Origin of the sequence: Actinoplanes sp. DH11 (assembly GCF_020873875.1) — a bacterium.
Taxonomy (GTDB): domain Bacteria; phylum Actinomycetota; class Actinomycetes; order Mycobacteriales; family Micromonosporaceae; genus Actinoplanes.
Window position 1 is genome coordinate 36,081 of the sequence record NZ_JAHWGU010000002.1, and the last position, 14,395, is coordinate 50,475.

Consider the following 14,395-nt stretch of genomic DNA (forward strand, 5'->3'; position numbering starts at 1 on the left):
CGAAAACGAGGCCCATTGAAAGGAGAAGCGGGCATAAGAAAAGGCAGGAAGTCACTTCCTGCCACTTCCAACTTATATCGCATTGGGGGGCTTGCCGCAAGAGGCCGGTTCTGTCGCAGAATCTCTGCGATTGGGGGCCTCATGATTGACGTCATCATTGCCGGCGGTGGACCGACCGGCACGATGCTCGCCGCTGAGTTACGGCTGCACGGCGTGCAGGTCGTGGTCGTGGAAAAGGAGGCGGAGCAGCCGAAGTTCGTGCGTTCGCTCGGGCTGCACGCGCGCAGCATCGAGATCATGGACCAGCGCGGATTGCTGGACAGGTTCCTGGAGCTGGGCCGCACGTACCCGGTAGGCGGATTCTTCGCCGGCATCGAGAAGCCTGTGCCGGAAGGGCTCGACACGTCGCACGGCTACGTTCTGGCGATCCCGCAGACCGTTACCGATCGGCTGCTGGAGGAGCACGCCGTGGAGCTGGGTGCCGACATCCGGCGCGGCACCGAGTTGGTGGGGCTGAACCAGGACGAGGACGGGGTGACCGCGGAACTGGCGGACGGAAGCCGGTTGAGGGCGCGGTACCTGGTGGGCTGTGACGGCGGCCGCAGCACGGTGCGCAGGCTGCTCGGGATCGACTTTCCCGGCGAGCCGGCCCGCGCGGAGACGCTGCTCGGGGAGATGGAGGTGACGGCGGCGCCGGAGACGGTGGTGGGAGTGGTCGCCGAGGTGCGCCGGACGCAGAAGCGGTTCGGGCTCGGTCCGATCGGGGACGGCGTCTACCGGGTCGTGGTCCCGGCCGCCGGTGTTGCCGAGGATCGGACGACACCGCCGACGATCGACGAGTTCCGGCAGCAGCTGTGGGCGTTCGCCGGCACCGACTTCGGGGTGCATTCGCCGCGCTGGCTGTCCCGGTTCGGCGACGCCACCCGGCTGGCCGAACGGTACCGGCAAGGCCGGGTGCTACTGGCCGGCGACGCCGCGCACATCCACCCGCCGGCCGGTGGGCAGGGCCTCAACCTGGGCATCCAGGATGCCGTCAATCTGGGCTGGAAACTCGCCGCCGAGGTCGCCGGGTGGGCGCCGGCCGGGTTGCTGGACAGCTACCAGACGGAACGCCACCCGGTCGCGGCCGACGTGCTGAACAACACCCGCGCCCAGATGGAGTTGATGTCGACCGAGCCGGGGCCGCAGGCGGTACGCCGGCTGCTGACCGAGTTGATGGGCTTCGAGGAGGTGAACCGGTACCTGACCGAGAAGATCATCGCGATCGGGATCAGGTACGACTTCGGCGACCAGAAAGGACACGAGCTGGTCGGGCGCCGGCTGCGGGACATCCGGTTCGGGCCCGACCGCCTCTACGAGCGGATGCGCGACGGCCGGGGCCTTCTGCTGGACCGGACCGGCCGGCTCTCCGTGGACGGCTGGGCCGACCGGGTCGACCTGCTCACCGACGCCGGCAAGGCGGCGGCCCTCGGGCGGGCGACACCCGGCGGGGCGGCACCCGGCGGTGATGCGGAAGTGTGGGTTGATTTTGCGGCGGCACTGGTGCGACCGGACGGGCATGTCGCCTGGGTGGGCGACGACCAGGAAGAACTGTCCGGGCAGCTGGCCCGCTGGTTCGGCGCACCGGCCCCGGCGAGCTGAGCGCCCGGGCGCCGGGCCGTCAGCAACCTGCCGGGCGCGAGCGGCTCGGCGGGCGGGAGCGGCCGTCTGCGGCACGGCGGGCGGAAGCAGGCGTCAGCGGCACGGCGGACGGAAGCGGGCATGCGACCCGGCGGCGGGGCGGGCGTCAGCGGCCCGGCGGGCGGGGGCGGGCCTCCGGGCTGCTGCGCAGCAGTGCCCAGACGATTTTGCCGCCGGGTATGCCGGTGCCGCCCCAGAGTGTTGCCAGCCCGGCGACTATCCGCAGGCCGCGTCCGTTGCCGGCGGGGACGATGGCGCCGGACGTGCCGGGGCGTTCGATGAGCCGTGGCATGGCGGGGCTGTTGTCGCGCACGGCTACGCGCAGGAAGACCTCGGTGCCGGAGACCATCACCTCGTACTCGGCGCCGGTGTGCCGGATCGCATTCGTCGCCAGCTCGGAGGCGATCATGCAGGCCCGTTCGGTCAGGTCGGACCAGCCCCACGCGGCGCAGGACTCGGCCACCAGCCGGCGGGCCGCGCTGACGCTCGTCGGTTCCGGGCCGAAGCGTTCGCACGCCCAGCGTGGCACACCGGCGCGCACCGCGAGCAGCGCGTCCGCGGCCCGGTCGTAGAGGGCCATCGAGCCGCGCATCGCACCGAGATCGCGGACGATTCCGGGGCCGGCGGCGCAGAGCAGCACCGGCACGCCCCACGTCTGCCGCGCCTGGTGAGCGAGCGTGTAGAAGACGCTCACCGAGGCGGCGTCGGCGCGGCGCAGGGCCGACAGGTCGAGCAGCACGGCCGCCGGGCATTCCGCGGCCGCCTTGCCGACCGCGGCGTACACCCGATTGATCTTGGAGGTGGTCAGGTCACCGCGGAACCGGAGGACCGCGACGCCGGTGTCCGGGTCACGCTCCGTCCCGATCTCCAGTTCCTGTTCTGGTCCGGACAGCGACAAACGCACCGGCAAAGCCGACACCCTGAGTGACGACTCGGCAACTACTGGTCGCACGCTAAGCCCCCGAACCGGTTAGTCCCAACGCCTGAGGCGGGCGCCCCCGCACATCGCGGCGGCCGCAGTCGTCATCCGGACGGCTGACCACCCGCGCCGCCGGGCCGGTAGCCTGACCTACCAATTGATCAACGAGAGACCCCTGGGGAGCGCGTCGTGAGCTCTGAGCTGTCGGTCACCACGAGCGGCGGCGTCGCGGTCCTGGAAATGCGCCGCCCGCCCGCGAACCACTTCGACGAGGCGCTGATCGGGCAGATCGTCGACGCCGCCCGCCAGCTCGACAACGACCGGGAGACCCGGGCGATCGTGCTGGCCGCCCAGGGCAAGCACTTCTGCGGCGGCGCCGACTTCGGCAGCGGCGACTTCGCCGGCGACCACGCGGCGGCCGCCGAGCGGCTCTATCGCCGGGGCGCGCAACTGTTCGACATCCGTACGCCCATTGTCGCCGCCGTGCAGGGCACCGCCGTGGGCGGTGGTCTCGGCCTGGCGTGCGCCGCCGATTTCCGGGTCGCCGAGAGCAGCAGCCGGTTCGTGGCGAACTTCGCGCGGCTCGGGTTCCATCAGGGTTTCGGGCTCAGCGTCACGCTGCCGGAGATCGTCGGGCGGCAGGTGGCGGCGGACCTGCTGCTGACCGGGCGGCGGGTGGGTGGCGAAGAGGCCGTACGCATCGGACTTGCCGACCGCCTCGCCGAGCCGGGCCGCCTGCGGGAGACCGCCACCGAGCTCGCCCTGCGGATCGCCGAGGCGGCGCCGCTCGCGGTCCGGTCGATCCGCGCCACCCTGCGGGACGGTCTCGCGGAACGCGTCCGGGCGGCATTGGATCACGAATTGGCGGAGCAGCGGGTGCTCTGGGCGACGAAGGACAGCGCCGAGGGGATCCGGGCCAGCCTGGACAGGCGCACACCGGTCTTCCGGGGCGAGTAGCCGATAGGGTGATTTCATGAGCGCGTTCCGGCAGGCGCGGGAGTTCCTCCTGGCGCACCGCGAGGACTACGACACCGCCTACCGCGAGTTTCGCTGGCCGCGGCTGGACACGTTCAACTGGGCGATCGACTGGTTCGACGCCGAGGCCGCCGGCGAGGCCGGGTCACAGGTCGCGCTCTGGATCGTCGAGGAGGACGGCTCGGAGCAGCGGCACACCTTCGCCGACCTGTCCGAGCGGTCCAGCCGGGTGGCGAACTGGCTGCGCGGGCACGGCGTGCGGCGCGGCGACCGGGTGATCCTGATGCTCGGCAACCAGGTCGAGCTCTGGGAGTGCCTGCTCGCCGCCATGAAACTCGGTGCCGTGGTGATCCCGGCGACGCCGCTGCTCGGCCCGGCCGACCTGCGTGACCGCCTGGACCGGGGCGACGCCGCGCACGTCATCACCGACTCGGCCGGCACCGCCAAGTTCGCCGGCGTGGCCGGTGACTACACCCGGATCGCGGTCGGCGCGCCGGCCGGCGGCTGGCACACCTACGCGGACGCGTACGCCGCCGAGCCCGCCTTCACCCCCGACGGCGAGACCAGGGCGAGTGACCCGCTGCTGCTCTACTTCACCTCCGGCACCACGGCCCTGCCGAAACTGGTGGAGCACACCCACGCGTCCTACCCGGTCGGTCACCTCTCGACCATGTACTGGATCGGTCTGCGCCCCGGCGACGTGCACCTCAACATCTCCTCCCCCGGCTGGGCCAAGCACGCGTGGAGCAACGTCTTCGCGCCGTGGAACGCGCTCGCCTGCGTGTTCATCTACAACTACCGGCGCTTCGACGCGTCCGCCCTGCTGGCCCAGATGGACAGGTGCGGGGTGACCAGCTTCTGCGCCCCGCCCACCGTGTGGCGGATGCTGGTGCAGGCCGACCTGACCCGGCTGCGGACACCACCGGAGATCGTGGTCGGCGCCGGCGAGCCGCTCAACCCCGAGGTGATCGAGCAGGTGCGGCGGTCCTGGGGCGTGACGATCCGGGACGGGTTCGGCCAGACCGAGACGACCGTGCAGATCGCCAACACGCCCGGTCAGCCGGTCAAGCCGGGTTCGATGGGCCGGCCCATGCCGGGTTACACGGTCGCACTCGTGGACCCGGCCACCGGGCTGCCCGCCGACCGGGAGGGCGAGATCTGCCTGGACCTGGACGACCGGCCGCTCGGACTCATGGTCGGCTACCACGGCGATCCGGAGCGCAACGCCGAGGCCACAGCCGGCGGTTTCTACCACACCGGCGACATCGGTTCGCGTGACGACGACGGCTACATCACGTACGTGGGCCGCACCGACGACGTGTTCAAGGCCTCCGACTACCGGATCTCGCCGTTCGAACTCGAGAGTGTGCTGATCGAGCACGAGGCGGTCGCCGAGGCCGCCGTGGTGCCGTCACCCGACCCGGTGCGGCTGTCCGTGCCGAAGGCGTACGTGGTGCTCGCCGAGGGCTGGGAGCCGACCGCCGAGACGGCCCAGGCGATCCTGCGGCACTGCCGGGAGAACCTCGCGCCCTACAAGCGGATCCGCCTGCTAGAGTTCACCGACCTGCCCAAGACGATCTCCGGCAAGATCCGCCGGGTCGAGTTGCGCGCGCGGGAGGAAGCCCGGGACAAGGTCCCCGACGGAGCCCGCGAACAGGCCGGCGGCTCCGGACGCGAGTTCCGCGAGGACAGCCGAGGATAGTCCTGCGTAATTCCTGCATGGCTTCTGAACGCCCGGTCGGCTGGGATGGAACCATGAAACCCACCATCGTCCTCGTCCACGGCGCTTTCGCCGAGTCCGCCAGCTGGTCCGACGACGACCTGTTCATCCGCCAGGAATTGTTCCACCAGCAGTTCATCGGTGACGTACCGGCCGGGACGGCCGCGCTGGCCGCCGCCACCCAGCGGCCGTTGAACACCACCGCACTCAGCGAGGGCTCCGGCGAGCCGGCGTGGAAGGACGTGCCGTCCTGGTTCGTCTACCCGGAGCTGGACCTCAACATCCCGCTCGCGGCGCACCGCTTCATGGCCGAGCGCGCCGGTGCCCGCACCACTGTCGAGCTGCCGGGTGCCTCGCACGCCATCCCGGCGTCCGAGCCGGCCGCGGTGACCGAGACGATCCTGCGGGCGGCCCGCTCGATCGCCTGACCCGGCCCGGGTGGGTCGACCGGGGTCGTGCCGCCGGCGGGGTCGGCGCCACGACCGCGGCGTGACCGGCCGGGGAAGGTCCTGAGCCGGGTAGGGCGATGCCATCGACCACGGGACGGCGGGTGGACGAGGGGCCCGCTCGAGGGTCTGCCTTGCGGTTGGGGAACGGCGATTCGCGTACGCCTGCCGCCCGGTCCCGGCAATCAGCCGGTGCGGCCTATCACGGTGGCGCCGAAGGGTTGGCCGGTGCCGAAAGCCGGCTGGTAGGTCGGCACCAGGGTCTTGGTGAAGTAGCCGTAGATGCAGCCGCTGCCCACGTCGCAGAGGACCTTGGCCACCGCGTCGAAGAGGTTGCCGGAGAGGACGCTGGTGAGGCTGCCGAAGAGACCGCCGAGCAGGCCCGCGTAGCCGGTTGAGTTCGCAGTTGGCGTCCGGCATCGAGAAGTCGGGGTTGGACAGGAAGACGTGACCGCGCGGGGTGGTCAGCTCGAGCAGGGAGCAGTTCGGGATCGGCAGGCCGAGCGCGGTGAGCGGGAGCGTCGCCGGGATCGCGCTCTCGGTCGACGTGCCGGGCGCGGTCAGATCGGCCACGGTGTAGAGGCCGGTCTGGCTGAGCAGGGTGTCCAGCGGGCCGTAATACACCTTGTTGTCGTTGGTCATCCGCTTCCAGTCGCAGTACGAGATGCCCAGCGCCAGCACCTTCTTCACCGCCGGGACGCCCCAGGCGACGCGGGCGCACGCGCCGACGGCCTTGCCGGTGTAGTCGCTCTTCGCCGCCCGGCCGAAGACCGGCGGCAGGAACGTCGAACCGGTGGCGGTGACCGTGTCGGCCTGGCCGTCCTTGGCGTTCTTCTTGGCGTACGCGACCGCGACCGGCGTCTGATCGGCGACCGTGCACTTGGTGGGCGTGGCGACGCAGTTCAGCGCGATCTTGAAGGAGGCCGCGCATCACCTGACCGTGGTCGGAGTCGCGCCGCCGCCGTCTCGGATGTGCCGGCCCGGACACGATGCACCTCCGGTGTCGCCCGGGTCAGGCTAGCGCCATTCGATGAGGCTGTTTCGTATTAAAGAGCATCCTGAATGTGCTCGGCGGTGCGCGACGCCAGCGCCATCACCGTGATCATCGGGTTGGTGCCGGAGGAGGTCGGGAACGCCGACGCGTCGCCGATCCAGACGCCCGGGGTGTCGTGCAGCTCGCCGCGCGGATCGGCGACGCTCGTCGCCGGGTCGGCGCCCATCCGGCAGCTGCCCATCTGATGCGCCGCGAAGAGCGTGGCCCCACCGGCGCGCAGCGGGACCTCCCGCGCACGGGCGACGTAGGCCGCTAGGTCGTCGCCCTGCTGCCAGGCCGGCAGATCCTGGGCGAAGAGCTGGATGCGGCAGGCACCGGCGGCGTGGTGCAGGCGGATCTCCGCCTCGATCGCGCGCCGGGTGTTGCGGACGTCGACCTCGTCGGTGAGGTCGTAGCGGACCACCGTGTCGCCGGCGGCGTCGAGCACGACCCGGCCGTGGCCCCGGTCGCGGACCAGGCCGATGAAGCTCCCGGTGTTCCGGAAGTCGGCCATCGCCTGCTTGTGCTCGGCGGCCGTGGTGAACGGCAGTGCCGAGGCGCCCAGGCCGGTGGTGTACTGCACGCTCTCCAGCAGGAACCCGTAGCCCTCCTCCACCGCGGCGAACTCGTCGACCAGGGCCGCCTGGGGCGCGCCCCACCAGCCACGCATGTCGGTGCCGTAGTCACCCAGGGTGACCGTGCACGGGTGCAACCGCAGGTGCTGCCCGGCGGCCGGCCCGCCGATGCCGGAGCGCAGCAGCACGCCCGGGCTCTCCAGGGCGCCTGCGGCGAGTACGACAGTCGGGGCCGTCACGGTGACGCGATGTCCCCCGGCCCGGCCGACCACCCCGGCCGCGCGGCCGCCGGACACCAGGATCCGCTCGACCCGGCAGCCGTCGACGACCCGCGCGCCGTGCTCCAGCACCGCCGGCTCCAGGTAGACCTTGAGGGTCGACCGCTTCGCGCCGGACCGGTCACCGAACCCGAGGTGGCCGGCGATCGCCGGGTCGTGCAGCTTCTCGTCCCAGTTGCGGTGCACGGTGGCGAACGACCAGCCCAGCGCGTCGGCGCCGCGCCGCATCGCCTCGTGGATCCGGTTGAACTCCGAGCAGCGGTCGGTGACCGACAGCTCGCGCCAGACCGCGTCCAGATGCCTGTCGAAATCGGGCGTGTCGACGCCGGTGAGGCCGTGCTCGGCGGCCCACTGCCGGCGCACCGGGTCCCGGGTCCGGATGCAGTTCGTCCAGTTGATCACCGTGCCGCCGCCGACGCCGCTGCCGGCCATCAGCGTGACGTTGCCGTCGGCGGTCGGCGTGGGCCCGCCCCGCCAGTACGAGTTCTGGTAGGCCTCGAGCTCCCGCTGATCGAAATCGGCCTCGGTGCGGTGCCGCCCGGCCTCGAGCACCACCACCCGGGCGCCACCCGCGGCGAGCCGGCCGGCGATCAGCCCGCCGCCCGCGCCGGAGCCGATCACCACGACGTCGGCCGTCAGGTCGAGGTCACCGTCCGGCCGCAGCGGCGTGATCCGCGGCTCCGCGACCGGCCGTCCGGCAGGCACCGGGCCGGGGTAGCCGATCCGCGCCCAGAACAGATTGCTGCCGGCCGCGTCGGTGAGCCCGTAGGTGCACATCAGAATCATGCTGGTCAGGGCGTGGATCCCGGCCGCGGCCTCGGGTGCGGCCTGCCGGACGGCGTCGAGGATCCGCTCCCGGCCCTCCTGCCCGGCAGTGCCGAACCCGTGCGCGGTGAGCGCGTCGAGCAGGCCGCCGAACCCCTGCTGCTGTTCCGCCGGCAGGCCGGCGATCATGGCGAGGACCGCGCGGTCGGCACCGACGTCGGTGGCCCGGCGGGCCCAGAAACCGTCGGCGTCGTCCGGACGGTCCAGGGCCGGGACGACGGTGTCACAGAGGGTGCGCAGGACATGCGCCTGATCGTGGTTCACGGTGCGGTCCTCCTACTTCGGTGGAGAAGTACGGGCCGGTGCGAACCATCAATCTATCGACGGGCGTTCCGTTCGGGCATCGGCCCGTGGGGCGGTGCTGAGTGACAAGGCTTCTGAGCAATCAGGACACACAGTGGCCATTGCCACCCCTTCCTTCTGTTTTCCGCGTCCTGCCCTTCGGGTAGATGGCCCTTCCGTGCCATTAAAGATCAACAAGCGCAAGGTCGGTGTACGCCAGGCCATCGTCGCCGCCACCGCCGCGACCGTCGCCTGGCTCCTCGCCGCCCACCTGATCGGCCACCCCGACCCGCTCTTCGCACCGACGGCCGCGCTTGTCGTGCTCGGTGAGGCTCGCGGCCGGCAGCTGCGCCAGACCGCCGAGATCGTTCTCGGCGTGGCGGCCGGCGTGCTCGTCGCCGAACTGGTCGTGCTGGCGCTCGGCCCCGGCATCGCCAGCCTCTTCCTGGTCCTGCTGCTCACGGTCGGCCCGATGGTCGCCGCCGGCGCGAGCAGCACCCTGGTCACCCAGGCCGCCGTCTCGGCCGTCTACCTGGTCCTGGTCGCCGCGCCGGAGGGCCGGCTCATCCCGTTCCGGTTCGCCGACGCGCTGATCGGCGGCGCGGTCGCCATCGCGGCCAGCCAGCTCACCGTGGCACGGCGGCCGCTGGCGCCTCTGGTGACGGCGGCCCGGCAGACCTATGCCGACCTCGCCGACCTGCTCGACGACCTGGACGCGGCGCTCACCCGGATGGACGAGACGGCCGCCCACGCCGTCCTCGACCGGGCCCACGAACTGAACGTCTGCGTGGAACGCCTGCACGCGGCCGCGCTCGCCGCCGGGGAGACGGTGCGGTTGCGCGTACGGCGGCGGCGCCGGCTGCGCCAGATCCGCAACGTCGAGCAGACCACCCACCAGCTCGATCACGTCGTCGGCAACGTCTGGGTCCTCGCCCGCAACGCGGTGACCCTGGCCCGCCTGCACGCCGCGGCGCCGGCCGAGCTCAACCAGGCGATCCGGGAACTGTCCCGCGCGGTCCGGTCCGCGGGCGAGGCCCTCGCCACGGACCTGAGCGGCCACGACGACGCGGAGCGGCATGCCGGGCGGGCGGAGGCTGCGGCCCTGGAGGCGGTACGCCTTGCCGCCCAGCTCCTGGAGGACGACCCCGGCCTGCCCGTCACCATGATCGTCGGGCAGATCCGGACGACCGCCGTGGACCTGCTGCGCGGCGTCGGCCCGGACGACGACGCCGTGCTGAGCAGGGTGGACGACGCGCTGGGGCTGGTGGACGCGACCGACCGCCGGGTGTGACCGGGTCGACCGCGCCCTCCCCATCCGGCGATCATGCTGTTAGTTTGTTGCACATCATTGGCAACAGCTACCAGCTTCGCATTGGGGGTACGGTGTCCACCAGCACCGACGTGCTCGGCGTCGGCACGCAACGACGCCGCACCACGCTGTGGCTGGTCTCGCTGACCACCGGTCTGCTGGTCACCGGCCTGATCGCGGTCGGCACCGGCGCCATCGGGATCAGCCCGGCAACGGTCGCCCGGATCATCGCCCACCAGCTCCTCGGCGCCGGCGACGTGACGTGGACACCGCCCGAGGAGGCGATCGTCTGGCAGGTCCGGCTGCCCCGGGTCTTGCTCGGCATCCTGGTCGGCGCCGGCCTCGCCGTCTGCGGGGTGGCTCTGCAGGCGATGGTTCGCAACGTCCTCGCCGACCCCTACCTGCTCGGCATCAACTCGGGCGCCTCCAGCGGCGCGGCCGCGGCCATCCTGTTCGGTGCCGGTGCCGGCTTCGGCCAGTACGCGCTCTCCACCAGTGCCTTCCTCGGCGCGATGGCCGCCTCGCTGGCCGTCTTCCTGATCGCGCGCAGCGGCGGCCGCGTCACCTCGATCCGCTTGCTGCTGGCCGGTGTCGCGGTCGGGTACGCCCTCTACGCCACCACCAGCTTCCTGATCTTCGCGTCCGGCTCGGCCGAGGGCGCCCGATCGGTGATGTTCTGGCTGCTGGGATCGCTCGGACTGGCCCGCTGGGACGCGCTGCTCGCGGTCGCCGCCGTCGTGATCCTCGGCACCACCGCCTACCTGACCGTCACCGGACGCAGCCTGGACGCGCTCGCGGTCGGCGACGAGACCGCACACACGCTCGGCATCTCCCCGGACCGGCTGCGGATCCGACTGCTCGTGGTGGTCTCCCTCTGTGTCGGCGTGCTGGTCTCCGCCTCCGGCAGCATCGGGTTCGTCGGTCTGGTCGTACCCCATCTGGCTCGTCGCCTCGTCGGCGCGCCGCACGTGCGCGTGGTCCCGGTGGCCGCGCTGCTCGGCGCGATCCTGCTGGTCTGGGCCGACGTGATCGCCCGCGTCCTGCTCGCCCCGCAGGAAATCCCGATCGGCATCATCACCGCCCTGGTCGGCACGCCCTTCCTGCTGATCCTCATCCGGCGCCTCCACGCCACCGCCGCCTGAAAGGACACCATGAAGGCTCTCCGCACGGTCGCCGCCGCCACCCTTCTGCTCGCCGCCGGCTGCGGCGCCCCCGAGGTCGACACCAGCAACACCGCGGCCGGCCACGGCAACTACCCGGTGACCCTCACCAACTGCGGCGCCGAGGTCACCTTCGACAAGGCACCGCAGCGGGTCGTGCTGCTCAAGAGCGCGGCCGTGCCCTACCTGCACTCGCTGGGCGTGATGGACCGCGTCACGGCGCGGGCCGGTCAGTACCCCGCCGAGTACTACGACGCCGCCACCCGGGCCGAGATCGACAAGATCCCCCTGCTCACCGACCGGACCGACACCAGCGGCCACCTCCAGATCTCCAAGGAAGTCGTGATCAGCCAGCAACCCGACCTGGTGCTCGGCGAGGTCGACAACCTGTCCCGCGACACGCTCTCCGCCGTGGACATCCCGCTCCTCGAGGAACCGGCGCTGTGCCCGGACGCCACGACCGCGCCCACCTTCGACGACATCTACCGGCAGATGGACGCGTACGCCGAGGTCTTCGACCGGCGGCCCCAGTCCCTGGCCGCGGTGACCACGCTCAAGGAACGCATGGCGAAGATCCCGGAACCGGCGGAGAGGCGTACGGCGGCGGTGCTCTACCCGACCGTCGGCGGCGGCGTCACCTACGCGTACGGGTCGACGAGCATGGCCCACCCGCAACTGGAGGCGGCCGGGTTCACCAACGTCTTCGGCGACAACAAGGAACGCGTCTTCGAGATCACCCTGGAGGAACTGCTCGGCCGTAACCCGGACGTGTTGATCCTGCTGTACAGCGACGGCGACCCGAAAGCCGTCGAACAGGCCGTCACCAACCTGCCGGGCGCGGAAAAGCTCAAGGCCGTCGCCTCCGGCAACGTGATGCCGCAGCTGTTCAACTTCACCGAACCGCCGTCGCCACTGTCGATCGACGGGCTGGAGAGGATCGTGCAGCGCTTCCAGGCCACCTCATGATCGAGGCCGCCGGAGTCTCCTGGCGCTACGGCGCCAACCCCGTCATCGACGGCGTCAGCGTCACCGCGCGCCCGGGCCGGGTGCTGGGCCTCATCGGCCCCAACGGCAGCGGCAAGACCACACTGCTGCGGCTGCTGTACGGGGCCCTGCGCAGCACCACCGGCCAGGTCACCGTGGACGGTGCCGAGTTGCGGAACCTGCCGCCGCGTGACGCCGCCCGGCGGATGGCCGTGGTGGTGCAGGAATCCGGCGGCGAGTCCGCGCTCACCGTGGCCGAGATGGTGCTGCTCGGCCGCGGACCGCACCTGTCCACCTTCCAGCGCGCCGGCGCCGCCGACCACGAGGTCGCCGCCCGGTGCCTGGCCCGGGTCGGCGCCGCCCACCTCGCGGCCCGCGCCTTCGCCGGGCTCTCCGGCGGCGAACGTCAGCGCGTCCTGATCGCCCGGGCGCTCGCCCAGGAAGCCACCCACCTGCTGCTCGACGAACCGACGAACCACCTCGACATCCGCTACCAGCACGAGATCCTGCGCCTGGTCCGCGGCCTGGGCACCTGCTCGATCGTGGTGCTGCACGATCTGAACCTGGCCGCCCGCTACTGTGACGACCTGGTACTTCTCGGTGCGGGCGGGGTGGCAGCCGCCGGCGAGGCCGCCGAGGTGCTCGAACCGGAGATTCTCGAACCGGTCTACGGCATCGGCATCCGCCGCCTCGACCTCGACGGTTCCCTGCACCTTCTGTTCCACCCGCTGACCGAGGAGGTCACCGCATGACCGCACAGGACCGGATCAACGAGTACTGGACGGGCCGCGCCCCCGACTACCACGCCTACCAGCAGCGGCCCGAACGGTTCGCCGCCGACAACGCGGCCTGGGCGGAGATCTGGAAGGAAGCCCTGCCCCCGGCCCCGCTCGACGTGCTCGACGTCGGCACCGGCAGCGGCTACGTCGCGATGACCCTGGCCGGCCTCGGCCACCGCGTCACCGGCATCGACCTCTCCACCGGCATGCTGGACCAGGCCCGCCGCCACGCCGCCTCCCTCCCGGCGCCCGCCGAGTTCGCGCCGACGTCCGCCGAACCCGCGCCGGGGACGGCCAAGCCCGCGCCCGGGTCGGCCAAGCCCGCGCCGAGGTCGGCCGAGCCCGTGCCGGCGTATGCCGCAGCCTTGCTGCCATCCGCTGTCGTGCCGCCCGTCTTCATCGAGGGCGACGCGGTGGCGCCGGACTTCCCCGACGCCAGCTTCGACGCGATCGTCGGCCGCTACGTCATGTGGACGCTGCGCTCCCCCGAGGCCGCGATCGCGAACTGGAAGCGCCTGCTCCGCCCCGACGGCCGCATCGCCATGATCGACAGCACCTGGTTCCCGGACGGCCTGGAGAACGCGTCAGAGAACTTCGGCCACTTCTACGACGAAGAGGTACGGTCCCTGCTCCCCCTGGCCGCCGCCAAGTCGATCGACGAAACCACGATCGTGCTGGCGAACGCCGGCCTGCGCGACGTCACTGTCACCCCGTTGACCTCGATCATGCGACTCGACCAGCAGCACGGCGTAGCCCCCGGCCACGAGGTCCAGATGCAATTCCTGATCAGCGGCCGCCTCTGACCAGCCCCGGAGTCCCCCGGCGTGCGCCCGATCCCAGCGTCCGGCCGTTACCACGGGGTGTGGCCGCGCCACTTCCGGTTCGCTTTGTCACTGCAGTCACGCAGGCGCACAACCCCCACACCGGAACGCTGAATCCTCACCTCGGTGACGCAGCGCCCGTTCTCACCAGCACGCAGCGTGCCGGTGAACCACCAGTCCTGCTCGTCGGTGAACGTGCAGGCCGCCACCCGGATCCGCGCCCCGGACTGCTCGCCGTCCGGCTCCATGCAGTTGCCGTCGTTGGTGAAGTGCCCCTCACTGGTCTGGTAGAAGCTCTGCGCCTTGTTGCCGGCCTTGCACGCGCCGGTGTGCACGATCGTGCCCACTGGACCGCCCGTCAGACAGCGGGAGGGGTTGCGCTCGGTCACGATCCACCCCTGGATCAGCGGGGGCGGCCCCGGGACTGCAAGGGCCGCGCCTGCCGGTCCCAGCAGGGCTGCGGCCACCAGCCCCGCCACTGCGGCCAGACCGACTGCCATGATTCGACCGGCCGCGACCGCCAGGCCGGTTGCAGCCCGGCCCGGCACCGTGCCCAAACCGGACGGCCTGCCCAGGCCGAACGACCTGCCGGGGCCGGACGCCGTGGCC

At 71.8% G+C, this 14,395-nt stretch carries 13 protein-coding genes; 9 read left to right on the forward strand and 4 right to left on the reverse strand.

The annotated features are described in order from the left end of the window. Positions 1–141 precede the first annotated feature (141 nt). Positions 142–1,641: a rifampin monooxygenase gene (gene rox / locus LPA41_RS03335; RefSeq protein WP_229068185.1), complete on the forward strand. Its 1,500-nt coding sequence runs from the start codon at positions 142–144 to the stop codon at positions 1,639–1,641. Positions 1,642–1,786: 145 nt separating this feature from the next. Here rox and LPA41_RS03340 read toward each other — a convergent pair whose 3' ends face one another. After that, positions 1,787–2,584, reverse strand: a complete 798-nt coding sequence (locus LPA41_RS03340; protein ID WP_229068736.1) for an STAS domain-containing protein — start codon at positions 2,582–2,584, stop codon at positions 1,787–1,789. Between the two features lie 204 nt (positions 2,585–2,788). Here LPA41_RS03340 and LPA41_RS03345 point away from each other — a divergent pair, with 204 nt between their 5' ends. The 3 genes from LPA41_RS03345 to LPA41_RS03355 are packed head-to-tail and all read left to right on the forward strand — an operon-like array spanning position 2,789 to position 5,722. Continuing rightward, on the forward strand, positions 2,789–3,556 hold the full coding sequence (locus LPA41_RS03345) for an enoyl-CoA hydratase/isomerase family protein (RefSeq protein WP_229068187.1): 768 nt from the start codon (positions 2,789–2,791) through the stop codon (positions 3,554–3,556). 16 nt (positions 3,557–3,572) lie between these two features. Then, positions 3,573–5,276 carry an AMP-binding protein gene (locus tag LPA41_RS03350; protein ID WP_229068189.1) on the forward strand — a complete coding sequence of 568 codons (1,704 nt, stop codon included), beginning with the start codon at positions 3,573–3,575 and terminating at the stop codon, positions 5,274–5,276. Positions 5,277–5,329: 53 nt separating this feature from the next. Then, on the forward strand, positions 5,330–5,722 hold the full coding sequence (locus tag LPA41_RS03355; protein WP_229068190.1) for an alpha/beta fold hydrolase: 393 nt from the start codon (positions 5,330–5,332) through the stop codon (positions 5,720–5,722). A 203-nt stretch (positions 5,723–5,925) separates the two neighbouring features. Here LPA41_RS03355 and LPA41_RS41680 read toward each other — a convergent pair whose 3' ends face one another. Next, entirely contained in the window at positions 5,926–6,060 is a 135-nt protein-coding gene (locus LPA41_RS41680; RefSeq protein WP_255689185.1) for a hypothetical protein, read from the reverse strand. Positions 6,061–6,786: 726 nt separating this feature from the next. Continuing rightward, positions 6,787–8,715, reverse strand: coding sequence for a GMC family oxidoreductase N-terminal domain-containing protein (locus LPA41_RS03360; RefSeq protein ID WP_229068193.1), 1,929 nt, complete (start codon positions 8,713–8,715; stop codon positions 6,787–6,789). Between the two features lie 196 nt (positions 8,716–8,911). Between LPA41_RS03360 and LPA41_RS03365 the strand changes: the two genes are divergently transcribed. The 5 genes from LPA41_RS03365 to LPA41_RS03385 all read left to right on the forward strand — a co-directional run bounded on the left by LPA41_RS03365 (position 8,912) and on the right by LPA41_RS03385 (position 13,768). Then, positions 8,912–10,024, forward strand: a complete 1,113-nt coding sequence (locus LPA41_RS03365; RefSeq protein WP_229068194.1) for an aromatic acid exporter family protein — start codon at positions 8,912–8,914, stop codon at positions 10,022–10,024. A gap of 92 nt (positions 10,025–10,116) precedes the next feature. Then, a complete protein-coding gene (locus LPA41_RS03370) occupies positions 10,117–11,184 on the forward strand; it encodes an iron ABC transporter permease (protein ID WP_229068195.1) in 1,068 nt (355 codons plus the stop codon). Between the two features lie 9 nt (positions 11,185–11,193). Next, positions 11,194–12,168, forward strand: coding sequence for an ABC transporter substrate-binding protein (locus LPA41_RS03375; protein WP_229068198.1), 975 nt, complete (start codon positions 11,194–11,196; stop codon positions 12,166–12,168). Further along, on the forward strand, positions 12,165–12,938 hold the full coding sequence (locus tag LPA41_RS03380; protein WP_229068200.1) for an ABC transporter ATP-binding protein: 774 nt from the start codon (positions 12,165–12,167) through the stop codon (positions 12,936–12,938). Before LPA41_RS03375 ends, LPA41_RS03380 begins: the two co-directional genes overlap by 4 nt. Further along, the gene (locus LPA41_RS03385; RefSeq protein WP_229068202.1) at positions 12,935–13,768 is read left to right on the forward strand and encodes a class I SAM-dependent methyltransferase; all 834 of its coding nucleotides are present in this window, start codon (positions 12,935–12,937) and stop codon (positions 13,766–13,768) included. The genes LPA41_RS03380 and LPA41_RS03385 overlap by 4 nt, the downstream gene beginning before the upstream one ends. 47 nt (positions 13,769–13,815) lie before the next feature. On the opposite strand, the gene LPA41_RS03390 is transcribed toward LPA41_RS03385, so the two are convergent. Beyond that, complete coding sequence (locus LPA41_RS03390) at positions 13,816–14,286, reverse strand: RICIN domain-containing protein (RefSeq protein ID WP_229068206.1); 471 nt, start codon at positions 14,284–14,286, stop codon at positions 13,816–13,818. Positions 14,287–14,395: the final 109 nt, after the last annotated feature.

What these genes read in the sequence shown, in the direction of transcription:
- rox (WP_229068185.1), top strand. Translation starts at nt 142, where the DNA reads ATGATTGACGTCATCATTGCCGGCGGTGGACCGACCGGCACGATGCTC.
- LPA41_RS03350 (WP_229068189.1), top strand. Translation starts at nt 3,573, where the DNA reads ATGAGCGCGTTCCGGCAGGCGCGGGAGTTCCTCCTGGCGCACCGCGAG.
- LPA41_RS03355 (WP_229068190.1), top strand. Translation starts at nt 5,330, where the DNA reads ATGAAACCCACCATCGTCCTCGTCCACGGCGCTTTCGCCGAGTCCGCC.
- LPA41_RS03375 (WP_229068198.1), top strand. Translation starts at nt 11,194, where the DNA reads ATGAAGGCTCTCCGCACGGTCGCCGCCGCCACCCTTCTGCTCGCCGCC.
- LPA41_RS03380 (WP_229068200.1), top strand. Translation starts at nt 12,165, where the DNA reads ATGATCGAGGCCGCCGGAGTCTCCTGGCGCTACGGCGCCAACCCCGTC.
- LPA41_RS03385 (WP_229068202.1), top strand. Translation starts at nt 12,935, where the DNA reads ATGACCGCACAGGACCGGATCAACGAGTACTGGACGGGCCGCGCCCCC.
- LPA41_RS03390 (WP_229068206.1), bottom strand. Translation starts at nt 14,286, where the DNA reads ATGGCAGTCGGTCTGGCCGCAGTGGCGGGGCTGGTGGCCGCAGCCCTG.